Origin of the sequence: Streptomyces bacillaris, from assembly GCF_003268675.1 — a bacterium.
GTDB lineage: Bacteria > Actinomycetota > Actinomycetes > Streptomycetales > Streptomycetaceae > Streptomyces > Streptomyces bacillaris.
Map to the genome: position 1 here is coordinate 3,209,105 of NZ_CP029378.1, position 17,467 is coordinate 3,226,571.

The 17,467-nt window shown below is 73.4% G+C and carries 15 protein-coding genes and 1 pseudogene; 5 read left to right on the forward strand and 11 right to left on the reverse strand.

The features are described 5' to 3' along the window. The first annotated feature begins 141 nt into the window (after positions 1–141). Together DJ476_RS13490 and DJ476_RS13495 are read left to right on the forward strand one after the other, a co-directional pair. The gene (locus DJ476_RS13490; RefSeq protein ID WP_103416748.1) at positions 142–2,379 is read left to right on the forward strand and encodes an acetate--CoA ligase family protein; all 2,238 of its coding nucleotides are present in this window, start codon (positions 142–144) and stop codon (positions 2,377–2,379) included. Between the two features lie 41 nt (positions 2,380–2,420). Continuing rightward, a complete protein-coding gene (locus DJ476_RS13495; protein WP_103416747.1) occupies positions 2,421–3,308 on the forward strand; it encodes an enoyl-CoA hydratase/isomerase family protein in 888 nt (295 codons plus the stop codon). A gap of 8 nt (positions 3,309–3,316) precedes the next feature. On the opposite strand, the gene DJ476_RS13500 is transcribed toward DJ476_RS13495, so the two are convergent. The 4 genes from DJ476_RS13500 to DJ476_RS13515 all read right to left on the reverse strand — a co-directional run bounded on the left by DJ476_RS13500 (position 3,317) and on the right by DJ476_RS13515 (position 6,497). Further along, on the reverse strand, positions 3,317–4,600 hold the full coding sequence (locus tag DJ476_RS13500; protein ID WP_318294654.1) for an NAD(P)/FAD-dependent oxidoreductase: 1,284 nt from the start codon (positions 4,598–4,600) through the stop codon (positions 3,317–3,319). Further along, positions 4,597–4,791, reverse strand: coding sequence for a ferredoxin (locus DJ476_RS13505; protein ID WP_070200374.1), 195 nt, complete (start codon positions 4,789–4,791; stop codon positions 4,597–4,599). The genes DJ476_RS13500 and DJ476_RS13505 overlap by 4 nt, the downstream gene beginning before the upstream one ends. A gap of 76 nt (positions 4,792–4,867) precedes the next feature. Beyond that, complete coding sequence (locus DJ476_RS13510) at positions 4,868–5,815, reverse strand: pyridoxamine 5'-phosphate oxidase family protein (RefSeq protein ID WP_103416746.1); 948 nt, start codon at positions 5,813–5,815, stop codon at positions 4,868–4,870. A 226-nt stretch (positions 5,816–6,041) separates the two neighbouring features. Continuing rightward, positions 6,042–6,497 (reverse strand): VOC family protein, encoded by a 456-nt coding sequence (locus tag DJ476_RS13515; protein WP_079167174.1) that lies wholly within the window; start codon positions 6,495–6,497, stop codon positions 6,042–6,044. A gap of 201 nt (positions 6,498–6,698) precedes the next feature. Between DJ476_RS13515 and DJ476_RS13520 the strand changes: the two genes are divergently transcribed. Continuing rightward, positions 6,699–7,289, forward strand: a complete 591-nt coding sequence (locus DJ476_RS13520) for a CGNR zinc finger domain-containing protein (protein WP_103416745.1) — start codon at positions 6,699–6,701, stop codon at positions 7,287–7,289. Between the two features lie 170 nt (positions 7,290–7,459). Here DJ476_RS13520 and DJ476_RS13525 read toward each other — a convergent pair whose 3' ends face one another. The 7 genes and pseudogenes from DJ476_RS13525 to DJ476_RS35545 form a co-directional block, all read right to left on the reverse strand. Beyond that, entirely contained in the window at positions 7,460–9,199 is a 1,740-nt protein-coding gene (locus tag DJ476_RS13525) for an AMP-binding protein (RefSeq protein WP_112490613.1), read from the reverse strand. Continuing rightward, positions 9,196–11,271: an FAD/NAD(P)-binding protein gene (locus DJ476_RS13530; protein WP_162638687.1), complete on the reverse strand. Its 2,076-nt coding sequence runs from the start codon at positions 11,269–11,271 to the stop codon at positions 9,196–9,198. The genes DJ476_RS13525 and DJ476_RS13530 overlap by 4 nt, the downstream gene beginning before the upstream one ends. A 110-nt stretch (positions 11,272–11,381) precedes the next feature. Continuing rightward, a complete protein-coding gene (locus DJ476_RS13535) occupies positions 11,382–12,671 on the reverse strand; it encodes a methylaspartate mutase (RefSeq protein ID WP_181006429.1) in 1,290 nt (429 codons plus the stop codon). Positions 12,672–12,697: 26 nt separating this feature from the next. Further along, positions 12,698–13,216, reverse strand: coding sequence for a cobalamin B12-binding domain-containing protein (locus DJ476_RS13540; protein WP_241565457.1), 519 nt, complete (start codon positions 13,214–13,216; stop codon positions 12,698–12,700). Positions 13,217–13,407: 191 nt separating this feature from the next. Beyond that, positions 13,408–13,824, reverse strand: a complete 417-nt coding sequence (locus DJ476_RS13545; protein ID WP_181006428.1) for a cupin domain-containing protein — start codon at positions 13,822–13,824, stop codon at positions 13,408–13,410. 207 nt (positions 13,825–14,031) lie between these two features. Beyond that, a complete protein-coding gene (locus tag DJ476_RS13550) occupies positions 14,032–14,706 on the reverse strand; it encodes a substrate-binding domain-containing protein (protein WP_318294881.1) in 675 nt (224 codons plus the stop codon). 60 nt (positions 14,707–14,766) lie between these two features. After that, positions 14,767–14,949 (reverse strand): annotated as a pseudogene (locus tag DJ476_RS35545) (helix-turn-helix domain-containing protein); the annotation flags it as partial. A gap of 263 nt (positions 14,950–15,212) precedes the next feature. Here DJ476_RS35545 and DJ476_RS35550 point away from each other — a divergent pair. Together DJ476_RS35550 and DJ476_RS13560 are read left to right on the forward strand one after the other, a co-directional pair. Then, a complete protein-coding gene (locus DJ476_RS35550; RefSeq protein WP_162638689.1) occupies positions 15,213–15,851 on the forward strand; it encodes a CGNR zinc finger domain-containing protein in 639 nt (212 codons plus the stop codon). Between the two features lie 216 nt (positions 15,852–16,067). Further along, complete coding sequence (locus DJ476_RS13560) at positions 16,068–17,459, forward strand: vanadium-dependent haloperoxidase (RefSeq protein ID WP_162638691.1); 1,392 nt, start codon at positions 16,068–16,070, stop codon at positions 17,457–17,459. Positions 17,460–17,467: the final 8 nt, after the last annotated feature.

Sequence of the window (17,467 nt, forward strand, 5' to 3'; positions counted from 1 at the left end):
CCGAGCCTTTGCCTGCACGACCATTCCTGACACGTCGTCAGTTCAGTAAACTGACAGAGCGTCAGTTCATTGTGCCGGTCCCGCAGCACGCCGGGCGCCGGCCGACGGACCCCATCGAGCAGGACAGGAGTGGGCGGAACGATGCTCGGATCGACTCACGGCACCCTCACCACCGACTTCCGCGCCCGGGTGGTGGCCTGCGGCGAGGAGCCGCACGCCTCCGTCGTCAGCCTGCCCACCGCCACCCGGCAGGGCGGGCTCGACGTCAGCGGGCGGCCGCTCCAACTGGCCGTGCCCGACCTGGACCGCTTCTTCCGGCCGCGCTCGGTGGCCGTCGTCGGCGCCTCCGACACCGAAGGGCGGCCCAACGCCGGTATCACCCGCCAGCTCATCGCCTGGGCCGAGCGGGTCGGGGCGCGGCTGCACCCGGTGCACCCGGCCCGGGAGACCGTGTTCGGGCTGCCCTGCGTGGCCTCGGTGGCCGAGCTGGCCGGGTTGGACGAACCCGTCGACCTCGCGGTCCTGCTGGTCGCCGACCCGCTCCCGGTCGTCGAGGAGCTGGGCGAGGCCAAGATCCCCTTCGCCGTGGCCTTCGCCTCCGGGTTCGCGGAGACCGGGGAGGCGGGCGCGGTGGCGCAGGCCCGGCTGGCGGCGGCCGTCGAGCGGTCCGGGGTGCGGCTGCTCGGGCCCAACACCAACCTGAACGCCTTCGAGCGGTTCCGGGACGACCTGGAGGGCCCCGCCATCGCCCTCATCACCCAGTCCGGGCACCAGGGCCGCCCGCTCCACACCCTCCAGGAGCTGGGCATCCGCCTCTCGCACTGGGCACCCACGGGCAACGAGGCCGATCTGGAGACCGCCGACTTCCTCGCGTACTTCGCCCAGCGGCCGGAGGTGGGGGCCATCGCCTGTTACGTGGAGGGGCTCAAGGACGGACGCGCCTTTCTGCTCGCCGCCGACCGGGCCGCCCGCGCGGGGGTGCCGGTGGTGGCGGTGAAGGTGGGGCGTACGGAGGCCGGGGCCGAGGCCGCCGCCTCGCACACCGGGAAGCTGACCGGGGCGGACCAGGTGGTGGACGCGGCGATGCGGCAGTTCGGGGTGGTCCGCGTGGACGGTCTCGACGAACTCCAGGACACCGCAGCACTGTTGGCCCGCGCCCGGCCACCGCAGGCCGAGGGCGTCGCCGTGTACTCCATCTCCGGCGGCACCGGCGCCCACTTCGCGGACCTCGCCACCGCCGCCGGGCTCGCCCTGCCCGCCCTCTCCGCCGCCAAGCAGGACGAACTGCACACCTGGATACCGGGCTACCTCAACGTCGCCAACCCCATCGACAACGGCGGCCACCCGGTCGGGGACTGGCGCGGCCGGAAGATCATCGACGCGATCCTCGCGGACCCGTCCGTCGGCGTGCTGATCTGTCCGATCACCGGCCCGTTCCCGCCCATGAGCGACCGCCTCGCCCAGGACCTGGTGGACGCGGCCGAGGCCACCGACAAGCTGGTCTGCGTGGTCTGGGGCTCCCCCGTCGGCACCGAGGACGCCTACCGTACGACCCTCCTCGGCTCCTCCCGCGTCGCCACCTTCCGTACGTTCGCCAACTGCGTCACCGCCGTGAAGGCCTACCTGGACCACCACCGCTTCGCCTCCGGCTACCGCTCCCCCTTCGACGAGGCCCCCCGCACCCCCTCCCCCTCCTTCCGCAAGGCGCGCGGCCTGATGCGGCCGGGCCGGCAGCTCAGCGAGCACGCGGCCAAGCAACTGCTGCGCGCGTACGGGATCCGGGTGCCGCGCGAGCAGCTCGTCACCAGCGCGGCGGGCGCGGTCCGGGCGGCCGGTCCGGTCGGCTACCCGGTCGTGATGAAGGCCTCCGGGCCGCACCTCGCCCACAAGACGGAGCTGGGCCTGGTGAAGGTCGGGCTCACCTCGGCCAGTCAAGTGCGGGACTCCTATCGCGAGTTGACCGACATCGCCCGGTTCGAGTCGGTGGACCTGGACGGCATCCTGGTCTGCCAGATGATCGACCGGGGCGTCGAGATGATGGTCGGCGTCACCCACGACCCGCTCTTCGGCCCGACCGTCACGGTCGGGCTCGGCGGGGTGCTGGTGGAGGTGCTGCACGACACGGCGGTACGGGTGCCCCCCTTCGGCGAGAAGGAGGCCCGGGACATGCTCGGCGAGCTGCGCGGGCGGGCCCTGCTGGCCGGGGTGCGCGGCGGGGCGCCCGTCGATGTGGACGCCCTGGTGGAGGTGGTGCTGCGGGTCCAGCGGATGGCCCTGGAGCTGGGCGACGACCTCACCGAGCTGGACATCAACCCACTGGTGGTGCTGGGGCGCGGGCAGGGCGCGGTGGCGCTGGACGCGCTGGCGGTGTGCCGGTGAGCGCGGAGCCCGTACGGATAGAAGCCGTCAGCCCGGAGCCCGTGAGCGGGGCGGGTCCGGAGCCCGTACGCGGAGACGCTGCGGGCGCAAGGCCGGCGAAGGGAGAAGAGGGGGCGGAGGGAGAAGAGCGTTCGAAGGACGACACCGTCCTCCACTCCACCACCGCCTCCGGCGTCTCCTGGATCACCCTCAACCGGCCCGAGGCCATGAACGCGCTCACCCCGGAGCAACGCGAGCGGATCATCGCCCTGCTGGCCGACGCCTCCGCCGACCCCGCCGTCCGGGCCGTCGTGCTCACCGGCACCGGGCGCGGCTTCTGCGCGGGCGCCGATCTGCGGGGCGCCCCGGACCGGGTGCGCGAGCGGCTTCCCGGGGATGTCGCCCGGACCGTCCGGCTCGGGGCGCAGCGGCTCGTCGCCGCCGTACTGGACTGCGAGAAGCCGGTGATCGCCGCCGTCAACGGGACCGCCGCCGGGATCGGCGCGCATCTGGCGTTCGCCTGCGATCTGGTCCTGGCGGCCGACACCGCGAGGTTCATCGAGGTGTTCGTCCGCCGGGGGCTCGTGCCGGACGGTGGCGGCGCCTATCTGCTGCCCCGGCTGGTGGGGCCGCAGCGGGCGAAGGAGCTGATGTTCTTCGGGGACGCCCTGTCGGCGGCGGACGCGGAGCGGATCGGGCTCGTCAACCGCACGGTCGAAGCAGGGGAGTTGGAGGCGGTGGCCACCGCGTGGGCCGAGCGGCTGGCCGCCGGGCCGACCCGGGCGCTCGCCCTGACCAAGCAGCTCGTGAACGACGCGCTCACCGGCGACCGGGCGGCCGCCTTCGCGGCGGAGGCGGCCGCCCAGGAGATCAACATGACCACCCGGGACGCGACCGAGGGCGTCGCCTCCTTCACCGAGCGCCGCACCCCGCGCTTTCAGGGGCGCTGAGCGGCCTCTCAGGCGTGCTGAGCAGCCACGTACTCCGTCAACGCCCGCCGGTACGCGGCCAGTCGGGAGGTGCGGCCGATGGTGAGGGCGCCGACCAGCCGCCCGTCCAGGTGGTAGCTGACCTCCAGGCGGCGGGCCTCGCGGTCGCACTCGTGGACCTTCACCGTGTCCCCGAGCGCGGGCAGCCCCACCGAGCGGAGCCGGACGCCGTGGACGTCGGACCAGAAGGAGGGCACCTCGGCGAAGACCGGGGCCGCCTCGCCCAGCAGCAGCGTACGGGCCGCCGCCGCGCCCTGCTCGACCGCGCCGGACCAGTGGCCGAGGGCCGGGGCGGCGCCGCCCGCCAGGGGCTGCGGGACCCGGGCCGCGTCGCCCGCCGCGACCACCCCGGGCACCACAGCGCCGTCCGGGAAGAGGGCGCGCAGCCGGGCGTCGGTGGGCACTCCCCCGGCCGCCTCGATCCCCGACCCGGCCAGCCAGCCGGTCGCCGGGACCGCGCCCAGGGCCAGCAGCGCGACATCGGCCGCGAGGGTCCGGCCGTCGGACAGCCGGGCGCCGGTGAGCGCGCCGACGGGGGCACCGGGCTCCGCGACCGCCGCCGACGCGGTGGCCGTACGGAACTCCGCCGCCGACGCGTGGGCCGTACGGAACTCCGCCACCGTGGTGCCCGTCCGCAGGTCGATGCCCGCCTCCCGGTGGAGCATCCCCATGAACGCGCCCGCCTCCGTGCCGACCGCCCGCTCCAGCGGTACGGCCCCGGCCTCCACGAGCGTGACGTCGAGCCCGAGCGCCCGGCCGGCCGCGGCGGCCTCGCCGCCGAGGAACCCGGCACCGACCACGAGCAGCTTCCGCCCGGGCGTGAGCGCGGCCCGCAGCGCGGTGGCGTCGTCGCGCCCGCGCAGGGTGAACACGCCCTGGCCCGGGCCCGGTTCGCCGGGGATCACGCCGGACCGGGCGGCGGCCCCGGTGGCGATCAGCAGACCGTCGTACGGGAGGCGGGAGCCGTCGGCGAGGGTGACGATCCGGCTGTCCGGGTCGAGCCCGACCGCGGGGCGCCCCAGCAGCCAGGAGGCCCCGAGGCCGTCGGGGACCGGGAGCGCGGTGTCGGCCGGGGTGCTGTCGGTGAGGAACTGCTTGGAGAGGGGCGGGCGGTCGTACGGGGCGTGCTGTTCGGCCCCGACGAGGGTCAGCCTGCCCGTGAACCCCTCGGCGCGCAGCGTCTCGGCCGCCCGCAGCCCCGCCAGCGAGGCCCCGACGATCACGATGTCGCGCGGACGGCCGGTGCCCCTCACGGGGCGGGGGCCACGGTGATGGCGCGGACCGGGCAGGAGGCGGCGGCCTTCTCGATCCTGTCGCGCAGTGCGTCGTCCGGCGCCGGGTCGTACTGGAGGTACTCGTCGTCGTCGAAGGAGAAGGTCTCGGGAGCCGCGAAGACGCACTGGCCGTGGCTCTCGCAGACGTCCATGTCCACGGTGATCTGCATGGTGACTCCGTCACAGGTAGAACGGTCGGAAACGGCGGAACGGGAGGAGGGAGGGGGCGCGGCGGCCGGGTGGGGGTCAGGCGGCCGGCGGCGGGTTGAAGCGGGAGTAGGCGGGCGCGGACCAGCGCAGCGGGGAGGCCGCCGCCACTTCCCGTACGGCGGTGATCTCGAACTCCACCAGCCGCTGGGCCCCGGGGTGGCGGGCCACCTCCTCCTCGTCCCACACCGTGCGGGCCGAGCCGGTCAGGTGGAGGGAGGTGCCGGTCTCCCAGCCGGGGACGAAGAGTCCGGCGGCCGGGTTGAGTTCGAGGTTGCCGAGGGTCAGGAACATGGCGTTGCCCACGTAGTCGGGCCAGCGCAGCAGCCGGGGCGAGAGCACCTGGACGAAGCCGGGGTTGCCGCCCCGGTGGGAGGCGTCGGCGTCACCGTCCGGGGAGGCGGTGGCGACGAAGAAGGTGTCGGCCTCCCGCAGGGTCCGCTGCTGCTCCGGGCTCAGCTCCGGGGAGTCGACGGCGCCGCGGGCGGTCGGGGCCGCCGTCTCCGCGACCGGGTGGTGGTCGCGTTTCTGGATGTACTTGGGGCAGTTGGAGATGACCTGGTCGAGCTCGACGCGCAGGCCGGCGCCGTCGCGGACGGCCCGGCCGTTCATCCGCATCCGGCGCCGGGTGGCCGGCTCGATGCCGATCATGCCGATGCGGGCGGCGTCCCGGCCGGAGCCGGAGCCCGTTGCGGCACCGGCTCCGGTCAGGACCGCCGCGAGCGGGTCCTCCGGCGGGGGCAGCGTCCCGATGTGCAGGGTGTGCGGCCCGGGGACGGTCAGGAAGCCGGGCTCCCCGGTGAGCTGGGTGGCCCAGATCCGGCCCCGCTCGTCCGTGCCGCCCACCACCACATGGGGCTGCTGCGCGAGGAAGGCCACCGCCACCTCGGGGATGGTGTTGCCGATGGCACCCTGCGAGTACCCGGCCTCGCGGGCGAGACCCGCCCGCTCCTGCACGGCGATCTCACCGTGGTGGTAGCCGCCCATGGTTCTGCCTTTCGCCGGAGGGTGGCGCGTGTCCGCCTGGGCCGCGGGTCTAGGGCGTGTGTCGAAAGTAGCGTCGTCTGCCCGAAGGGCAGGCCCGGCGGTGTCCGGTGCGTGCGATCGCAAGGCGGAGGGTCGCCCCGATACTGGATGTATCGGGGTGATCCCGACAACGCCGCGAGCGTGCGTGCCGGGCACCGCCGGGCAGGCGGGACTTTCGACACACGCCCTAGAAGAAGCCGCAGGTGGGGGCGCCGGTGGTCGGGGCGGCCGCCGCGTCGGCGCCGGTGGGCGCGTAGATCTCCAGGCGGATGCCGTCGGGGTCGGTGAAGAAGATGCCGCCCGAGGTGGCGCCCTCGCCGTGCGGCACGACGCCGTCGTAGGCGAACTCGGCGCCCAGGGTGCGCAGGACCTCCTCGGTGGCCCGCACCTCCTCGACGGTGTCCACCTGGAAGGACAGGTGGTGCAGGCCCGGCAGCCCGGCAGGGAAGGTGCCCTCGCTCTGCTGCCACAGCGTCACCAGGAGACGGGAGCCGCGTCCGAGGAAGGCGTAGCGGCGGCCCTCCTCCTTGCCCTCGCCCAGCACCTCGAAGTCGAAGACCTCGCGGTAGAAGGCGAGCGAGCGGTCCAGATCGGTGACGTTGAGGCCGATGTGGCCGGTCTGCAGGTTCTCCGCCTTGCTCATGGTCAATCCCCATGCTTTCGGTCAGGGCCGCGAGGTGATCTCGTAACCTGTAAAAGCGAATTTAGTGGTTAGGGACGGGGTAGTCAACCGGTGATCTTCGTTTGGCCGGTTATCATCGATGTCCCAGCCTCTACCGAGCCCGGCCCCCGGCCGAGCCCGGCCCCCGGCCCTTCGACCGAGCCGCGACGGAAGGAAACAGCAGTGCCGCACCCCGTAGGGGCCGACCCCCGGCCGCTGACCGGTGAACCGCTCGCCCTCGACCTGCTCAACACCCGCTGGATCGACGCGGAGGGCCCGCGCGACCTGCTCGAATCTCCGGACGGCCTGGCGATATGGCTGGGCAGTCCGCCGGTCCGCGAACAGACCGCGCCCCTCGCCCCGGCCGCCGACCGCGCCACCCTGGACCGGCTGCTGGAGACCCGTACCGCCCTCGAGGCGCTGGCCTCGGCCGCCGCCCTCGACGAGCCGGCCGCCGCCGGGGCCACCGCCGCGCTCAACACGGTCCTCGCCCACGGCCGCATCCGCCGCGCCCTGGGTGCCGACGGGCTCCCGGAGTCGGTGGTGGAGGTGGACGACCCGGCCTGGGGCCCCGCCTGGTACGCGGCGGACAACTGGCTCAGGCTGGTGGCGGACCGGCCCGACCGCATCCGCCCGTGCGCGAACGACGCCTGTGTCCTGCACTTCTACGACGTCTCCAAGAACGGGACCCGCCGCTGGTGCTCCATGGCCGGGTGCGGCAACCGTGCGAAGGCCCAGCGCCACTACGCCCGCCGCACGAACGCGGGCGCGTGAGAAGCGCCTCCGCATGAACGTTCCCGCGCGATGAATGCTCCGGCGCGGTGAGCGTTCCCACCCGATGAACGCTTCGGCGGAGTGAGCGTTCCCGCATGGCCGGCGGGCCCGGCCCCCGCCCCGTCATGGGGTGGCGGCCGGGCCCACCGGCCACGCGATCGGGTTCGGGGTCAGGGCCAGGTCGGCGCCGGCGCTCCGGGCGCCTCCGCCCGGTACTCCGCCGCCCTCGGCCCCTGCTCGCGCAGCGCGGCCCGGCGCACCTTGCCCGAGGTGGTCCGCGGCAGGGCCGCCGCGAACTCCAGCACCCGCACCCGCTTCTCCGGCGGCAGCAGGGCGCTCGCCGCGTCCAGGATCTCCCGGGCCGTCGCGGCGGAGGCCGGGCGTCCGGCGGCCGGGACCACGAAGGCCTTCGGCGCCCAGAGCCCCACCGGGTCGGGCACCGGGACCACCGCCGCGTCGGCCACCGCCGGGTGGCGCAGCAGGGCGTCCTCCAGCTCGCGCGGCGAGATCCGGTGGTCGAACGACTTGAACATGTCGTCCGAGCGCGCCAGATACGTCAGCGAACCGTCGGGCTCCCGCCGGGCCAGGTCCCCCGACCGGTAGTAGCCGCCGGCCAGCGCCTTCGCGGTGCGGCCGGGGTCACCGACGTACCCCCGCATCAGCCCCAGCGGCCGGTCGGCCAGGTCGAGGCAGACCTCGCCGGGCGCCCCGTCGGCCACCGGCTCCCCGCTCTCCGGGTCGATCAGCACCACCGTGTAGCCGGGCAGCGGGAACCCCATGCTGCCGGGGAGTGCGGGGCGGCCGGGCGGGTTGCCGATCTGGCCCGTGGTCTCCGTCTGGCCGTACCCGTCCCGCAGGTCGAGTCCCCACGCCGTGCCGACCAGCTCCACGAGGGAGGTCTCCAGCGGTTCGCCCGCCGCGACCGTCTCGCGCAGCGCGGGCGGCCGTTCGCCCAGGCCGTGCGCGGCGAGACCCCGCCAGACGGTCGGCGGCGCGCAGAACGTCGAGACCCCGCGCGTACGGAGGACCTCCAGGATCGCCGCCGGGGTGGAGCGGGCCGCGTCCAGGGCGACGACGGTGGCCTCGGCGTTCCAGGGCACGAAGAGCGAGCTCCAGGCGTGCTTGGCCCACCCCGGCGCGGAGATGTTCAGATGCACGTCGCCGGGCCGGACCCCGTTCCAGTACATGCCGGAGAGGTGGCCCACCGGGTAGCTGACGTGGGTGTGCTCCACCATCTTCGGGCGCGAGGTGGTGCCGGAGGTGAAGTAGCGGAACAGCGGGTCGTCCGCGCGGGTCGGCCCGTCCGGGGTGAACTCCTCCGGGGCCGTCAGGGAGTCGGCGTACCGCTGCCAGCCCGGGGCCTCGCCGCCGACGGCGATCCCCTGCCAGCCGCCCGGCCCTCCGGCGAACCGGTCCGCCAGCTCCGCCTCCGCGACGACGTGCCGCACCTCGCCGCGCTCCAGCCGGTCGGTGAGTTCGCCGGGGGTCGCGGTGGTGTAGGTGGGGATGACGACCGCGCCCAGCTTGATCGCGGCGAGCATGGTCTCCCAGACCTCCGCCCGGTTGCCCAGCATCAGCAGGAGCGGGTCGCCCCGGCGCACCCCGATGCCCCTCAGCCAGTTGGCGACCTGGCCGGAGCGGCGGGCGAGTTCGCCGTAGCCGATCAGCCGGTCGGAGGCGGGGCCGCCGGCGCCGACGACCCGCAGCGCGTCCCGGTCGCCCCGGGCGGCGACGGTGTCGAAGTAGTCCAGGGCCCAGTTGAAGTGCTCGGGCCTCGGCCAGCGGAAGGCCTCGACCGCCTTCGCCAGATCCGTACGGTGGAGGAGCAGGGTGTCCCGTGCGGCGAGGAACTCCTCGGCGGCGGAGGCCAGTTGGCCCGTGGCCGCGTCGGTGTGCAGGGTCTCCGTCATGCCCCCTCCCCCGGACGCGCGCCGACCGCCGCGCCCAGGCCCGGCGATGCGGCGGAACCGGTCTGCCCGGGGCGGGAGTTGGCCTGCTGCGCCGGAATGATCGCCGCGGCCGCCGTCCCCCGGTCCGCGGCCGCGCCGAGCGGGCGCAGCGCGTCCGCCGCGATGGCGTCGGCGTCCTGGTAGAAGAGGGTGTTCACGCCGGGCCGGCTGCTGCCCACCTGGGTGAACCAGCGGGTGTGCTCGGTCGGGATGCCCAGAGCGTACAGGTCCGGCCGGATCCGGCCGGCGGCGTCGACCACGTGGAAGGGGCTCGTGGTGACCTCCAGGCCCCCGGTGGCGTACTCCTCGCCCTCCGGCCCCTCGATGACGTACGGCCGGACCATGCCCTCCGCGACCAGCTGGCGCGTCAGCGGTGAGGTGTCCCGGAGCAGGTCCGGGGTGGGGATACGGGCGTCGATCAGGCTCTGCACATGCCGGGCCGACCCCTTGACCTGCGGGGATACCACCCGGAACGCCCCGGCCGCGTCGTCCGCCTCGAAGCGGGTGCCGGGGCCGGCCACCTCCACGATCCCCTGCCGGACGAGCGCCCTGAGCTGCTCGACCCGGGCCATCGGCGGACCGGCCGAGAGCAGGGCGTTGACGGGCAGGAAGCGGCCGTGGAAGAAGCCGGTGTGCGAGGCGGGCAGCAGTCCGCCGTAGTCCACCGCGAGGCGCACCACGTTGCGGATGTCCCGCAGCACGTCGAGCGCGGACTTCAACGGCCCGTCCAGTGTGCCCAGTTCCGCCTGTGCGAGATCCTCGTCCATCACGGCGAGCAGCCGCTCGCGGAACTCCTCCGGCGAGGCGAACCGCGTGTCACCGAACGGCCGCGCCAGCGCGTCGAGATCGACCGGCGGTACGTCCCCGAGCCCGGCGGCGGCCCGCAGCGGACCGGGATCCCCGCCGGAGAGCAGCAGTTCGGCGTGGGCGTCGGAGAAGGTCTCGGCCGCCTCGGGACCGGCGGAGTTGCGGACGTGGGTGACGTAGAAGACGTGGTCGATCTCCTGCTGGAGCAGCGGCAGGACGTCCTGGGCGAAGTCCAACTGGCCGCCGACGCCCCGCTTCTGACGTGCCGCCACCAGGGCGTCGCGGGTGAGGAACCGGGCCCGGTGGCTGAAGTCGGGGCGCTTCTGGTTACGGCCCCGGGCCGGGATCGGCAGTCCGCTGCGGGAGCCGGCCACGATGTGCGGCTCCCGCCCGCTGGGCACGTACCGCAGCTCGCCGCCGCTGTCGGCCCCCGCCGCCTGCTCGAACGTGCCGCCGCGGCCGACCGTGAGCGAGAGCATCACGTCGTAGAAGGAGAGCCCGAGGCCCTTGATCCCGACCGAGCTGCCCGGCGGGACGGTCTCCTCGTCGAGCGCCATGTCGGCGGCCGAGTCGCCGCAGAGGTAGTGGGTGCCGGGGGTGCGCTCGGTGAAGTCGAGCATGGTGCGCTCGAACGCGTCGGGGGCGTTGAAGGGGTGGCCGGTGGCGAGGACCACCCGGTCCGCCTCCAGCAGGTGCGGCGCGGTGTCCAGGCTGAGCAGATAGCGGTCGTCGGGGCCGGTGCGCAGGGCGGTGACCCGGCCGGTGACCGGGACCAGCTCGACATGGGCGGGCAGGTGCTCCGCGATCGTGCGGTGGACGTGGGCGAGGTACTGGCCGTAGCGGACGCGGGGCGCGTAGTCGTCGGGGCCGAGGGCGGGTTCGCCCGCGGTCTCGTGGCGGTGGGCGATCCACTCACCGAGCGAGGGGCCCGCGCCGGGACGGTCGGGGCCGCCGTCGGGACCGCCGGAGTACATGGTGACCTGGCTGATGACGGTGTTCATCGTGAACCAGTCGTCCTGATCGGTGCGCCACACACGGCCCGCGCCGATCTCCGTGGCGTCGATGAACAGCACGCGCACCGGGCGCGGGGACCGGCCGGCTTCCGCCGCCTCGGAGGCCTCGGCGGTGGCGCGTACGGCGATCCTTTCCAGGACGGAGATCCCGCGCGGGCCACTGCCGACGACGGCGATGACCAGGGGATGCGGAGTGGATTCGAGTCCGGACACAGGAGCTTCCTTGGAGTGAGGAGGGAACACACGGCGATGGGCGCACCGGCCGGACCGGCCCGTACGGCGTGGACGGCACACCGGGCCCGGCGGATCTGCGCGACGGGAGGTCAGACCGGCAGGGCGGTCCGGCCGTCGGGCCCCTCGCCCCGCGCCAGAGCGGCCCGGTCGAAGGAGTCCTGGGTGTGCGAGAGCATCCCGAGCAGGTCGTCGGCGCGCAGCCGCTCCCGGCCCGGCACGGGGGTGGCCGCGATCGGCATGGCCCCGGTGGAGTGCCACTGGAGCGCGCCCCGGGTGTCGATGTAGCTGCGGGAACGGTTGGCGTTGTCGGCGTGCAGGCAGTACGGGACGTCCAGCAGCCCGCGCCGGAACGCCTCGGTGAGGGCCCGCCCGACGTCCGGGTGGAGGCCGAGCACGGTGTCGATCAGGGCTCTGGCCTCGGCCTCGACCCCGAACTCCGGCTCGACCGCGCCCGCGCGCCCCGGCTCCCCGGCGGCGGCCCGCGCCGCCTCTTCCAGGGCGTGGATGTTGTCCTGGATGGTGGGGATGCGGTGCGCCTCGGCCGGGGTCTTCACGATCATGCGCTCGGTCCCGGTCCGCATGGCCAGCACCGCGCTGTCGCGGAGCAGTCCGAGGGCGCCGCCGGTGGTGCGCGGGAAGACGCCCATGTACGTGTAGAGCACCACATGCCAGTCGAGCCCGGCCAGATGCTCCCCGGCCAGGGTCCGCATCGCCTGGAGCGCCTCGACGTCCTGGCCGTGGTGGGTCTGCTGGGCGTAGCTGAGGGAGACGCTCCGTACGCCGTACTGCCGGAAGAAGATGCCTTCCAGCACCGAGAGCGCGACGAGCAGCCCCGGCGGGCAGAGCTGGCCCAGCATGCAGCCGCCGAAGCTCTCCAGGTGGGTGCCGGGCCGGGAGGCGAGGAGTTCGCAACTGCGCGCCCAGGCTTCGACGGAGGTGCGGATCGGGGTGCGGCTGTAGGGCAGGCAGTACGAGACCGGCCCGCCCTCCGTGGCGTCGAGTCCGGCGTCCAGCAGGGCGCGGATGATGCCGATCGGGTCGGCGGAGCCGTGTCGCACCTGGACGGCGAATCCGTCACCGACCAGGTCGGAGACGAGCCGGCGGGTGGTGTCGGCACCGTGGGCGACGATGGGGTAGCCGTTGAGGTCGGTGCCCTCCGCGAGCGCGCGGGCGGCCGACTCGTCGTCCCCGACGCGGGTGTAGCTGTCGATGGTCAGGGTGCCGACGGTCCGGGCGCGGGCGCCCTTCACCGCGAGCAGCCCCTCACGCATCCGGGGCAGGTCGGCGAAGCCCATCCGGGGCTGGACCAGGAGTTCCCCGGCCCGCCGGGCGTCGGCCACGGCCGTGGCGAAGGCGCCCCGCTCCGGTGCCGGCGCCACGGGGGCGGGATCGGGACCGGAGACGCTCACCGGGCACCCGACGTGAGGAGTTCGGGGCGGGCGGAGGTGTCGACGTACCGGCGGAACTCAGCGATCCCGGCGCCGTCCTCGAAGACCGCGTCGAACCCGGCGGCCAGCAGCTCCGGTCCGTAGGAGTCGGCGTCGGCGCCCCGGACCCCGAGCTTTCCGCCGATGACGACGGGCAGGTCCCGCAGGTCGGGCTGGGCGCGGAGCCGGCGCACGGCCCGGGAGCCGTCGAGCGCGCCGTGCCCGTTGACGCTGCTGATGACGACGAGGTCCGGCCGGACCCGGCGGCACTCCTCGATCAGCAGCTCGTCGGGGACGCAGGAGCCGATGTTGGTCACCTCGTGGCCCATCTCCTCCAGCAGTAACTGGAGGAAGACCAGGTTCCAGGTGTGGGAGTCGGAGGAGACGCTCGAGACGAGCACCCGGCGGCCGGGCCGCTCCTGGGTGGCCGGGGCGGCTGCCCCCGGCTCCATCGCCTGTCCGTTGAGGTTCAGGGGCTGGACGCTGTACGACGACAAGACACTGTTCTTTCGCTCGGGACGGGAACGTACGGGCGCGGGGGTGTGGGGTGGTGGTGCTCGGTGCGGGTGGTGCCTGGTGCTGCTGATGCTCGGTACGGAAGTGGTGACCGGTGCCGGGGTGGTGAAGGGGGCGGGAGGCGGGCAGGGCGTCCGGCCCGGGAGGTGGGGGCGGTCGGCCCTGCCCGCGCTCAGGGGGCGGCGACCACGCCGACCTGGCGGACCGGCTTCTGCGGGGCGCGGGCCTCCACCGGCCGGGTGCGGATGGCGAGCACGGTGCAGCCGGTGCGGCTGGACATCTGGTGCTCGGTGCCCGGCCCCTCGACGACCAGGTCTCCCTTGACGTACGAGATGCCGTCGCTGTGGTCCAGTACGCCGTCGAGCACGAGCATCAGCTCATAGCCGAGGTGCTCGTGGAAGTCGCCGTGCGCGCCGGGCGGGAAGCGGAGCAGCAGGCTGACCGACTGCTCGCCGCTCGCCTCGTCCGGCGCCCACAGGACGTGGTGCTCGACCCCGGCCCGGCCGGGCTCGTCCCAGGTGACCCACTTGATGTCGTCGAGTTCGAAGCCACTGCGGAATACGTTGGGGATATAGCTGATGTCTGACACGTGCGCGCCTCTCGCGAGATGGTCCGCATTCATGAACCAGGCTGTCAGCGCTATGCGCGGACCGTTGTGCACAGACGTCGATGGCCGCTATCGCTTTTCCCGATCGCTCAGGTGTGCGGGGCCGCGAACATGGCAACGGGCGGGTGGGTAAGCGGAATTCCGCTTACCCACCCGCCCGTGGACGGCCGACGCGTGAAGGGCTCCCCGCTACGCGATCTGCGGCTCCCTGTCGCGGCCGACCCGGATCGCGACGTCGCGGACGGCCGAGACCGCCCCGACGGCCATCTCCCGGCCGAGCCACATCGCCCGGACACCGAGCCGGACGCGGGGCAGTCCGGGCAGTACCGTCAGGCCGGACCCCCCGGAATCCGGGCCGACGGACTCGGCCGGCAGCATCGCGATGCCGTAGCCGGCGCGCGCCAACTCCCTTGCCCCGCCCATCGATCCAGCCTCGATGACCTGCGGTGCGATGCCGTGTATCTCGCGCAGGGCGGTGACCAGGAGCTGGTGCGAGGCGCAGTCGGGGTCGACCGCGAGGACCTTCACGGCCGCCAGGGCCGCCCGCCGGTCGACGGCTTCGGCGAGGGCGAAGGAGCCTACGGGGAGCACCTCCAGGTCCGGCAGCCGCTCCACCACGACGCCCGGCGGATCGGCCTCGTTGCCGATGAAGTCGCCGTGGACCAGGGCGAGATCCAGCTCCCCGTCCCGAACGGCCGCCGCTGCGGCCCCGATCGAGAGCTGGCGGGGCGAGATCTGCACCCGGGGGTAGCGGTAGCGGCTCTCTTTGATGAGGGAGCCCACGCGGGCCTCGAGCAGCAGGGCGGAGGCTCCGACGGTCGCCCGGCCCTCGGGCTCACCCGGTGGATTGAGGGCGGTGGACATCTCGTCGACCACATTGAATATGCGTTTCGCGTATTCGTGGAATATGACTCCGGAGGGAGTCAGCCGGACACCGTGCGGTAAGCGCTGGACCAGGGGCATGCCCACCCGGGATTCCAGCAGGCGAATGTGTGAAGTGACGCTGGACTGGGCGTACCCCAGGCTCCGGGCCGCCTTCGTTAGACTCCCCAGCCGGGCAACCTCCCGGAAAGTTCTGAGCTGGTAGAGAGCAAGGTCCAAAGTCATGTTTCCCCCCAAGAAACGCAGCTTTACCTGAAACGCAACAGCACCGGCTCACCGAATCGCCACGGCCTGACCGCGACGAGGTGCGACCGGTGCCGGATGTGTGCGACGGGGAGACAGCGGAACGTCTCCCTTTTCACCCGACCGACTCAGTTACCTAACGGGCACCTTCGTAATATTACGTTAGATTCGAGATCTAAGCATGCGGCATGTGCCACGGACAAGCCCAATGTGCCCACCGCCCACCGCACCCTCGTGAGGACCCCATGTCGCCCAGTGACCCGACCCCGGCCACCACGCCGGAAGACGTCCCTCCGCTCAACGGCGAGCCGCTCCCCCTGGAGTTCTCCAACACCGTCTTCCCGGTGCGCGGCACCCTGCGCGACGGGTTCCGCACACCGGAACACGTCTCCTGGTGGCTGCGCTCCTGCCGGCATCTCTTCACCACCTCCCTCCTCGAACCGGACCTCGCCGCGGTCGACGAGACGGACGCCCACTGTTTCGTGCTCCTGCGCGACGCCGCCCGCCGGCTGATCGACGCCCACATCCGGGGCCATGACCCCGACCCGTGGGACGTCGCCCAGGTCAACCGCGTCTCCGCGCTGGGCCGGCCCTGGCCCGCCCTGCGCTGGGAGGCCGGAAGGCGGCCCGCCGCCCTGCACTGCAGCACCGCACCGCCCGTCGTCACCGTGCAGGCCGAGATCGCCCAGGCCCTCGTCGAGCTGCTGGCGGGGATCGCCCCCACCCTGCCGACCGCGTGCCCGGCGCCCGGCTGCGTCTTCTTCTTCGACGCCGCCCGCTCCCGGCGGCAGTGGTGCTCGCAGGGGTGCGGCAACCGGGCGCGCGCGGCCCGGCACTACGCGCGGCATCAGGGCACCACTGCTTCCGGCCATTCCTCAATCTAACGCTCTCCAGGCCAAGAGTGCGTTAGAGAACGGTGGCGGGTGCGTGAACCCTGCCCCCTGCCTGCTGTCATCGGATTTCCCGATGGCCGGCATCTGCGAAGCCACCGGTGACAGAACTCGACAGCGCCCTACGTTTTCCGGCGAAGCACTTGCACACCACGCGGCGGCATCCCAGAGGGCCGTCGCCGCCGGAAACCACAGACAGGGATGCCCTTCATGCTTCGCTCCGTCCACCAGCGCAAGACAACGTTCCGGGTCGCCGTGGCCGGCCTCGCCTTCGCGGGCGTCGCCACCCTGGCCCCCGCCGCACCCGCCGCCGCGACCACGGTCACCCACACCATCCCCGCGACCTCGCGGGGCTCCAACGACCACGTCCTGTACTGGAACAACGCGCTGCTCGACGTCTTCCGGCACACCGGCGGCACCCCGGGCCCGCTGACCCGCGGCGGCGCCATCATGGACCTGGCGATCTACGACGTCGTCAACTCGATCCGTACGATCGGCAAGCCCTATCTGGTCAAGGACACGTCGGCGGCCGGCGCCTACGGGGCGCTCAACACCGCGATCGACCACGCCGCCTACTCCACCCTGCGCACCGCGTTCCCGAACTACCCGGTGGCCGACCTGGACGCCAAGCTCGCCGCCGCCCTCGCCCTGCCGGACATCGGCAACGCCGCCCAGCGCGAGCAGGGCAGGCGCCTCGGGGTCAAGATAGCCAAGGCCCACCTGGCGAACCGGGCGAACGACGGCTCCGCCGACACCACCCCGTACGTCGCCACCAACGCCCCCGGCCACTGGACCCCCGCCCCGGGCAAGCCGGCCGGCGGTCCCAACTGGGGCAAGGTCAAGCCCTTCGCGATCAGCTCGGGCAGCAAGTTCCGCCCGGGCAACATCGGTGGGTTCGCCACCCCGCAGGCGCTGCTGCAGAGCCCCGAGTACGCGGCCCAGGTCAACGAGATCAAGTCCATCGGCGCCAAGAACTCCACCACCAGGACGGCCGACCAGACGCAGCTGGCCCACTACTGGGCCAACGACGTCGACGGCACGTACAAGCCGGTGGGCCAGCAGTTCGACCACACCGCGGTCATCTTCAAGAAGTACCGTCCCAACGGCAGCTCCTTCGAGAGCGCCAAGCTGTTCGGCCTGACCTCGGCCGCGCTGGCCGACGCCGCGATCGCCATCTGGGACTCCAAGTTCGAAAGCGACTGGGACGTGTGGCGCCCGACCGACGCCATCCGCCGCGCGGGGGAGGTCCCGAACCCGGACCTGGTGGCCGACCCGAACTGGGAGCCCCAGGAGCAGGACGTCAACGGGGTCAGCTTCTCGCCCAACTTCCCGACCTACGTCTCCGGCCATTCCGGTGTCGGCGCCGCCTGGGCCGGCATCGTGAAGCACTACTTCGGTACGGACAACCTGTCGTTCACCGCCGGCACCGACGACCCGCACGCCCAGGGCGTCACCCGCTCCTTCACCAGCCTGAGCCAGGCCGCGAAGGAGAAGGCCGACAGCCGCAAGTACATCGGCGTCCACTTCGAGTGGGACAACGCGGCGGCCCTGACCCTCGGCTACAAGGTCTCCAACGAGGTCGCGGGCACGATCCTCAACTGACGTCTCCC

Excerpts from the sequence above, each read along its gene's own strand:
- DJ476_RS13490 (WP_103416748.1), top strand. The coding sequence starts at position 142 with ATGCTCGGATCGACTCACGGCACCCTCACCACCGACTTCCGCGCCCGG.
- DJ476_RS13505 (WP_070200374.1), bottom strand. The coding sequence starts at position 4,791 with ATGCAGATCACCGTGGACATGGACGTCTGCGAGAGCCACGGCCAGTGC.
- DJ476_RS13510 (WP_103416746.1), bottom strand. The coding sequence starts at position 5,815 with ATGGGCGGCTACCACCACGGTGAGATCGCCGTGCAGGAGCGGGCGGGT.
- DJ476_RS13515 (WP_079167174.1), bottom strand. The coding sequence starts at position 6,497 with ATGAGCAAGGCGGAGAACCTGCAGACCGGCCACATCGGCCTCAACGTC.
- DJ476_RS13525 (WP_112490613.1), bottom strand. The coding sequence starts at position 9,199 with ATGACGGAGACCCTGCACACCGACGCGGCCACGGGCCAACTGGCCTCC.
- DJ476_RS13550 (WP_318294881.1), bottom strand. The coding sequence starts at position 14,706 with ATGTCCACCGCCCTCAATCCACCGGGTGAGCCCGAGGGCCGGGCGACC.
- DJ476_RS35550 (WP_162638689.1), top strand. The coding sequence starts at position 15,213 with ATGTCGCCCAGTGACCCGACCCCGGCCACCACGCCGGAAGACGTCCCT.
- DJ476_RS13560 (WP_162638691.1), top strand. The coding sequence starts at position 16,068 with ATGCTTCGCTCCGTCCACCAGCGCAAGACAACGTTCCGGGTCGCCGTG.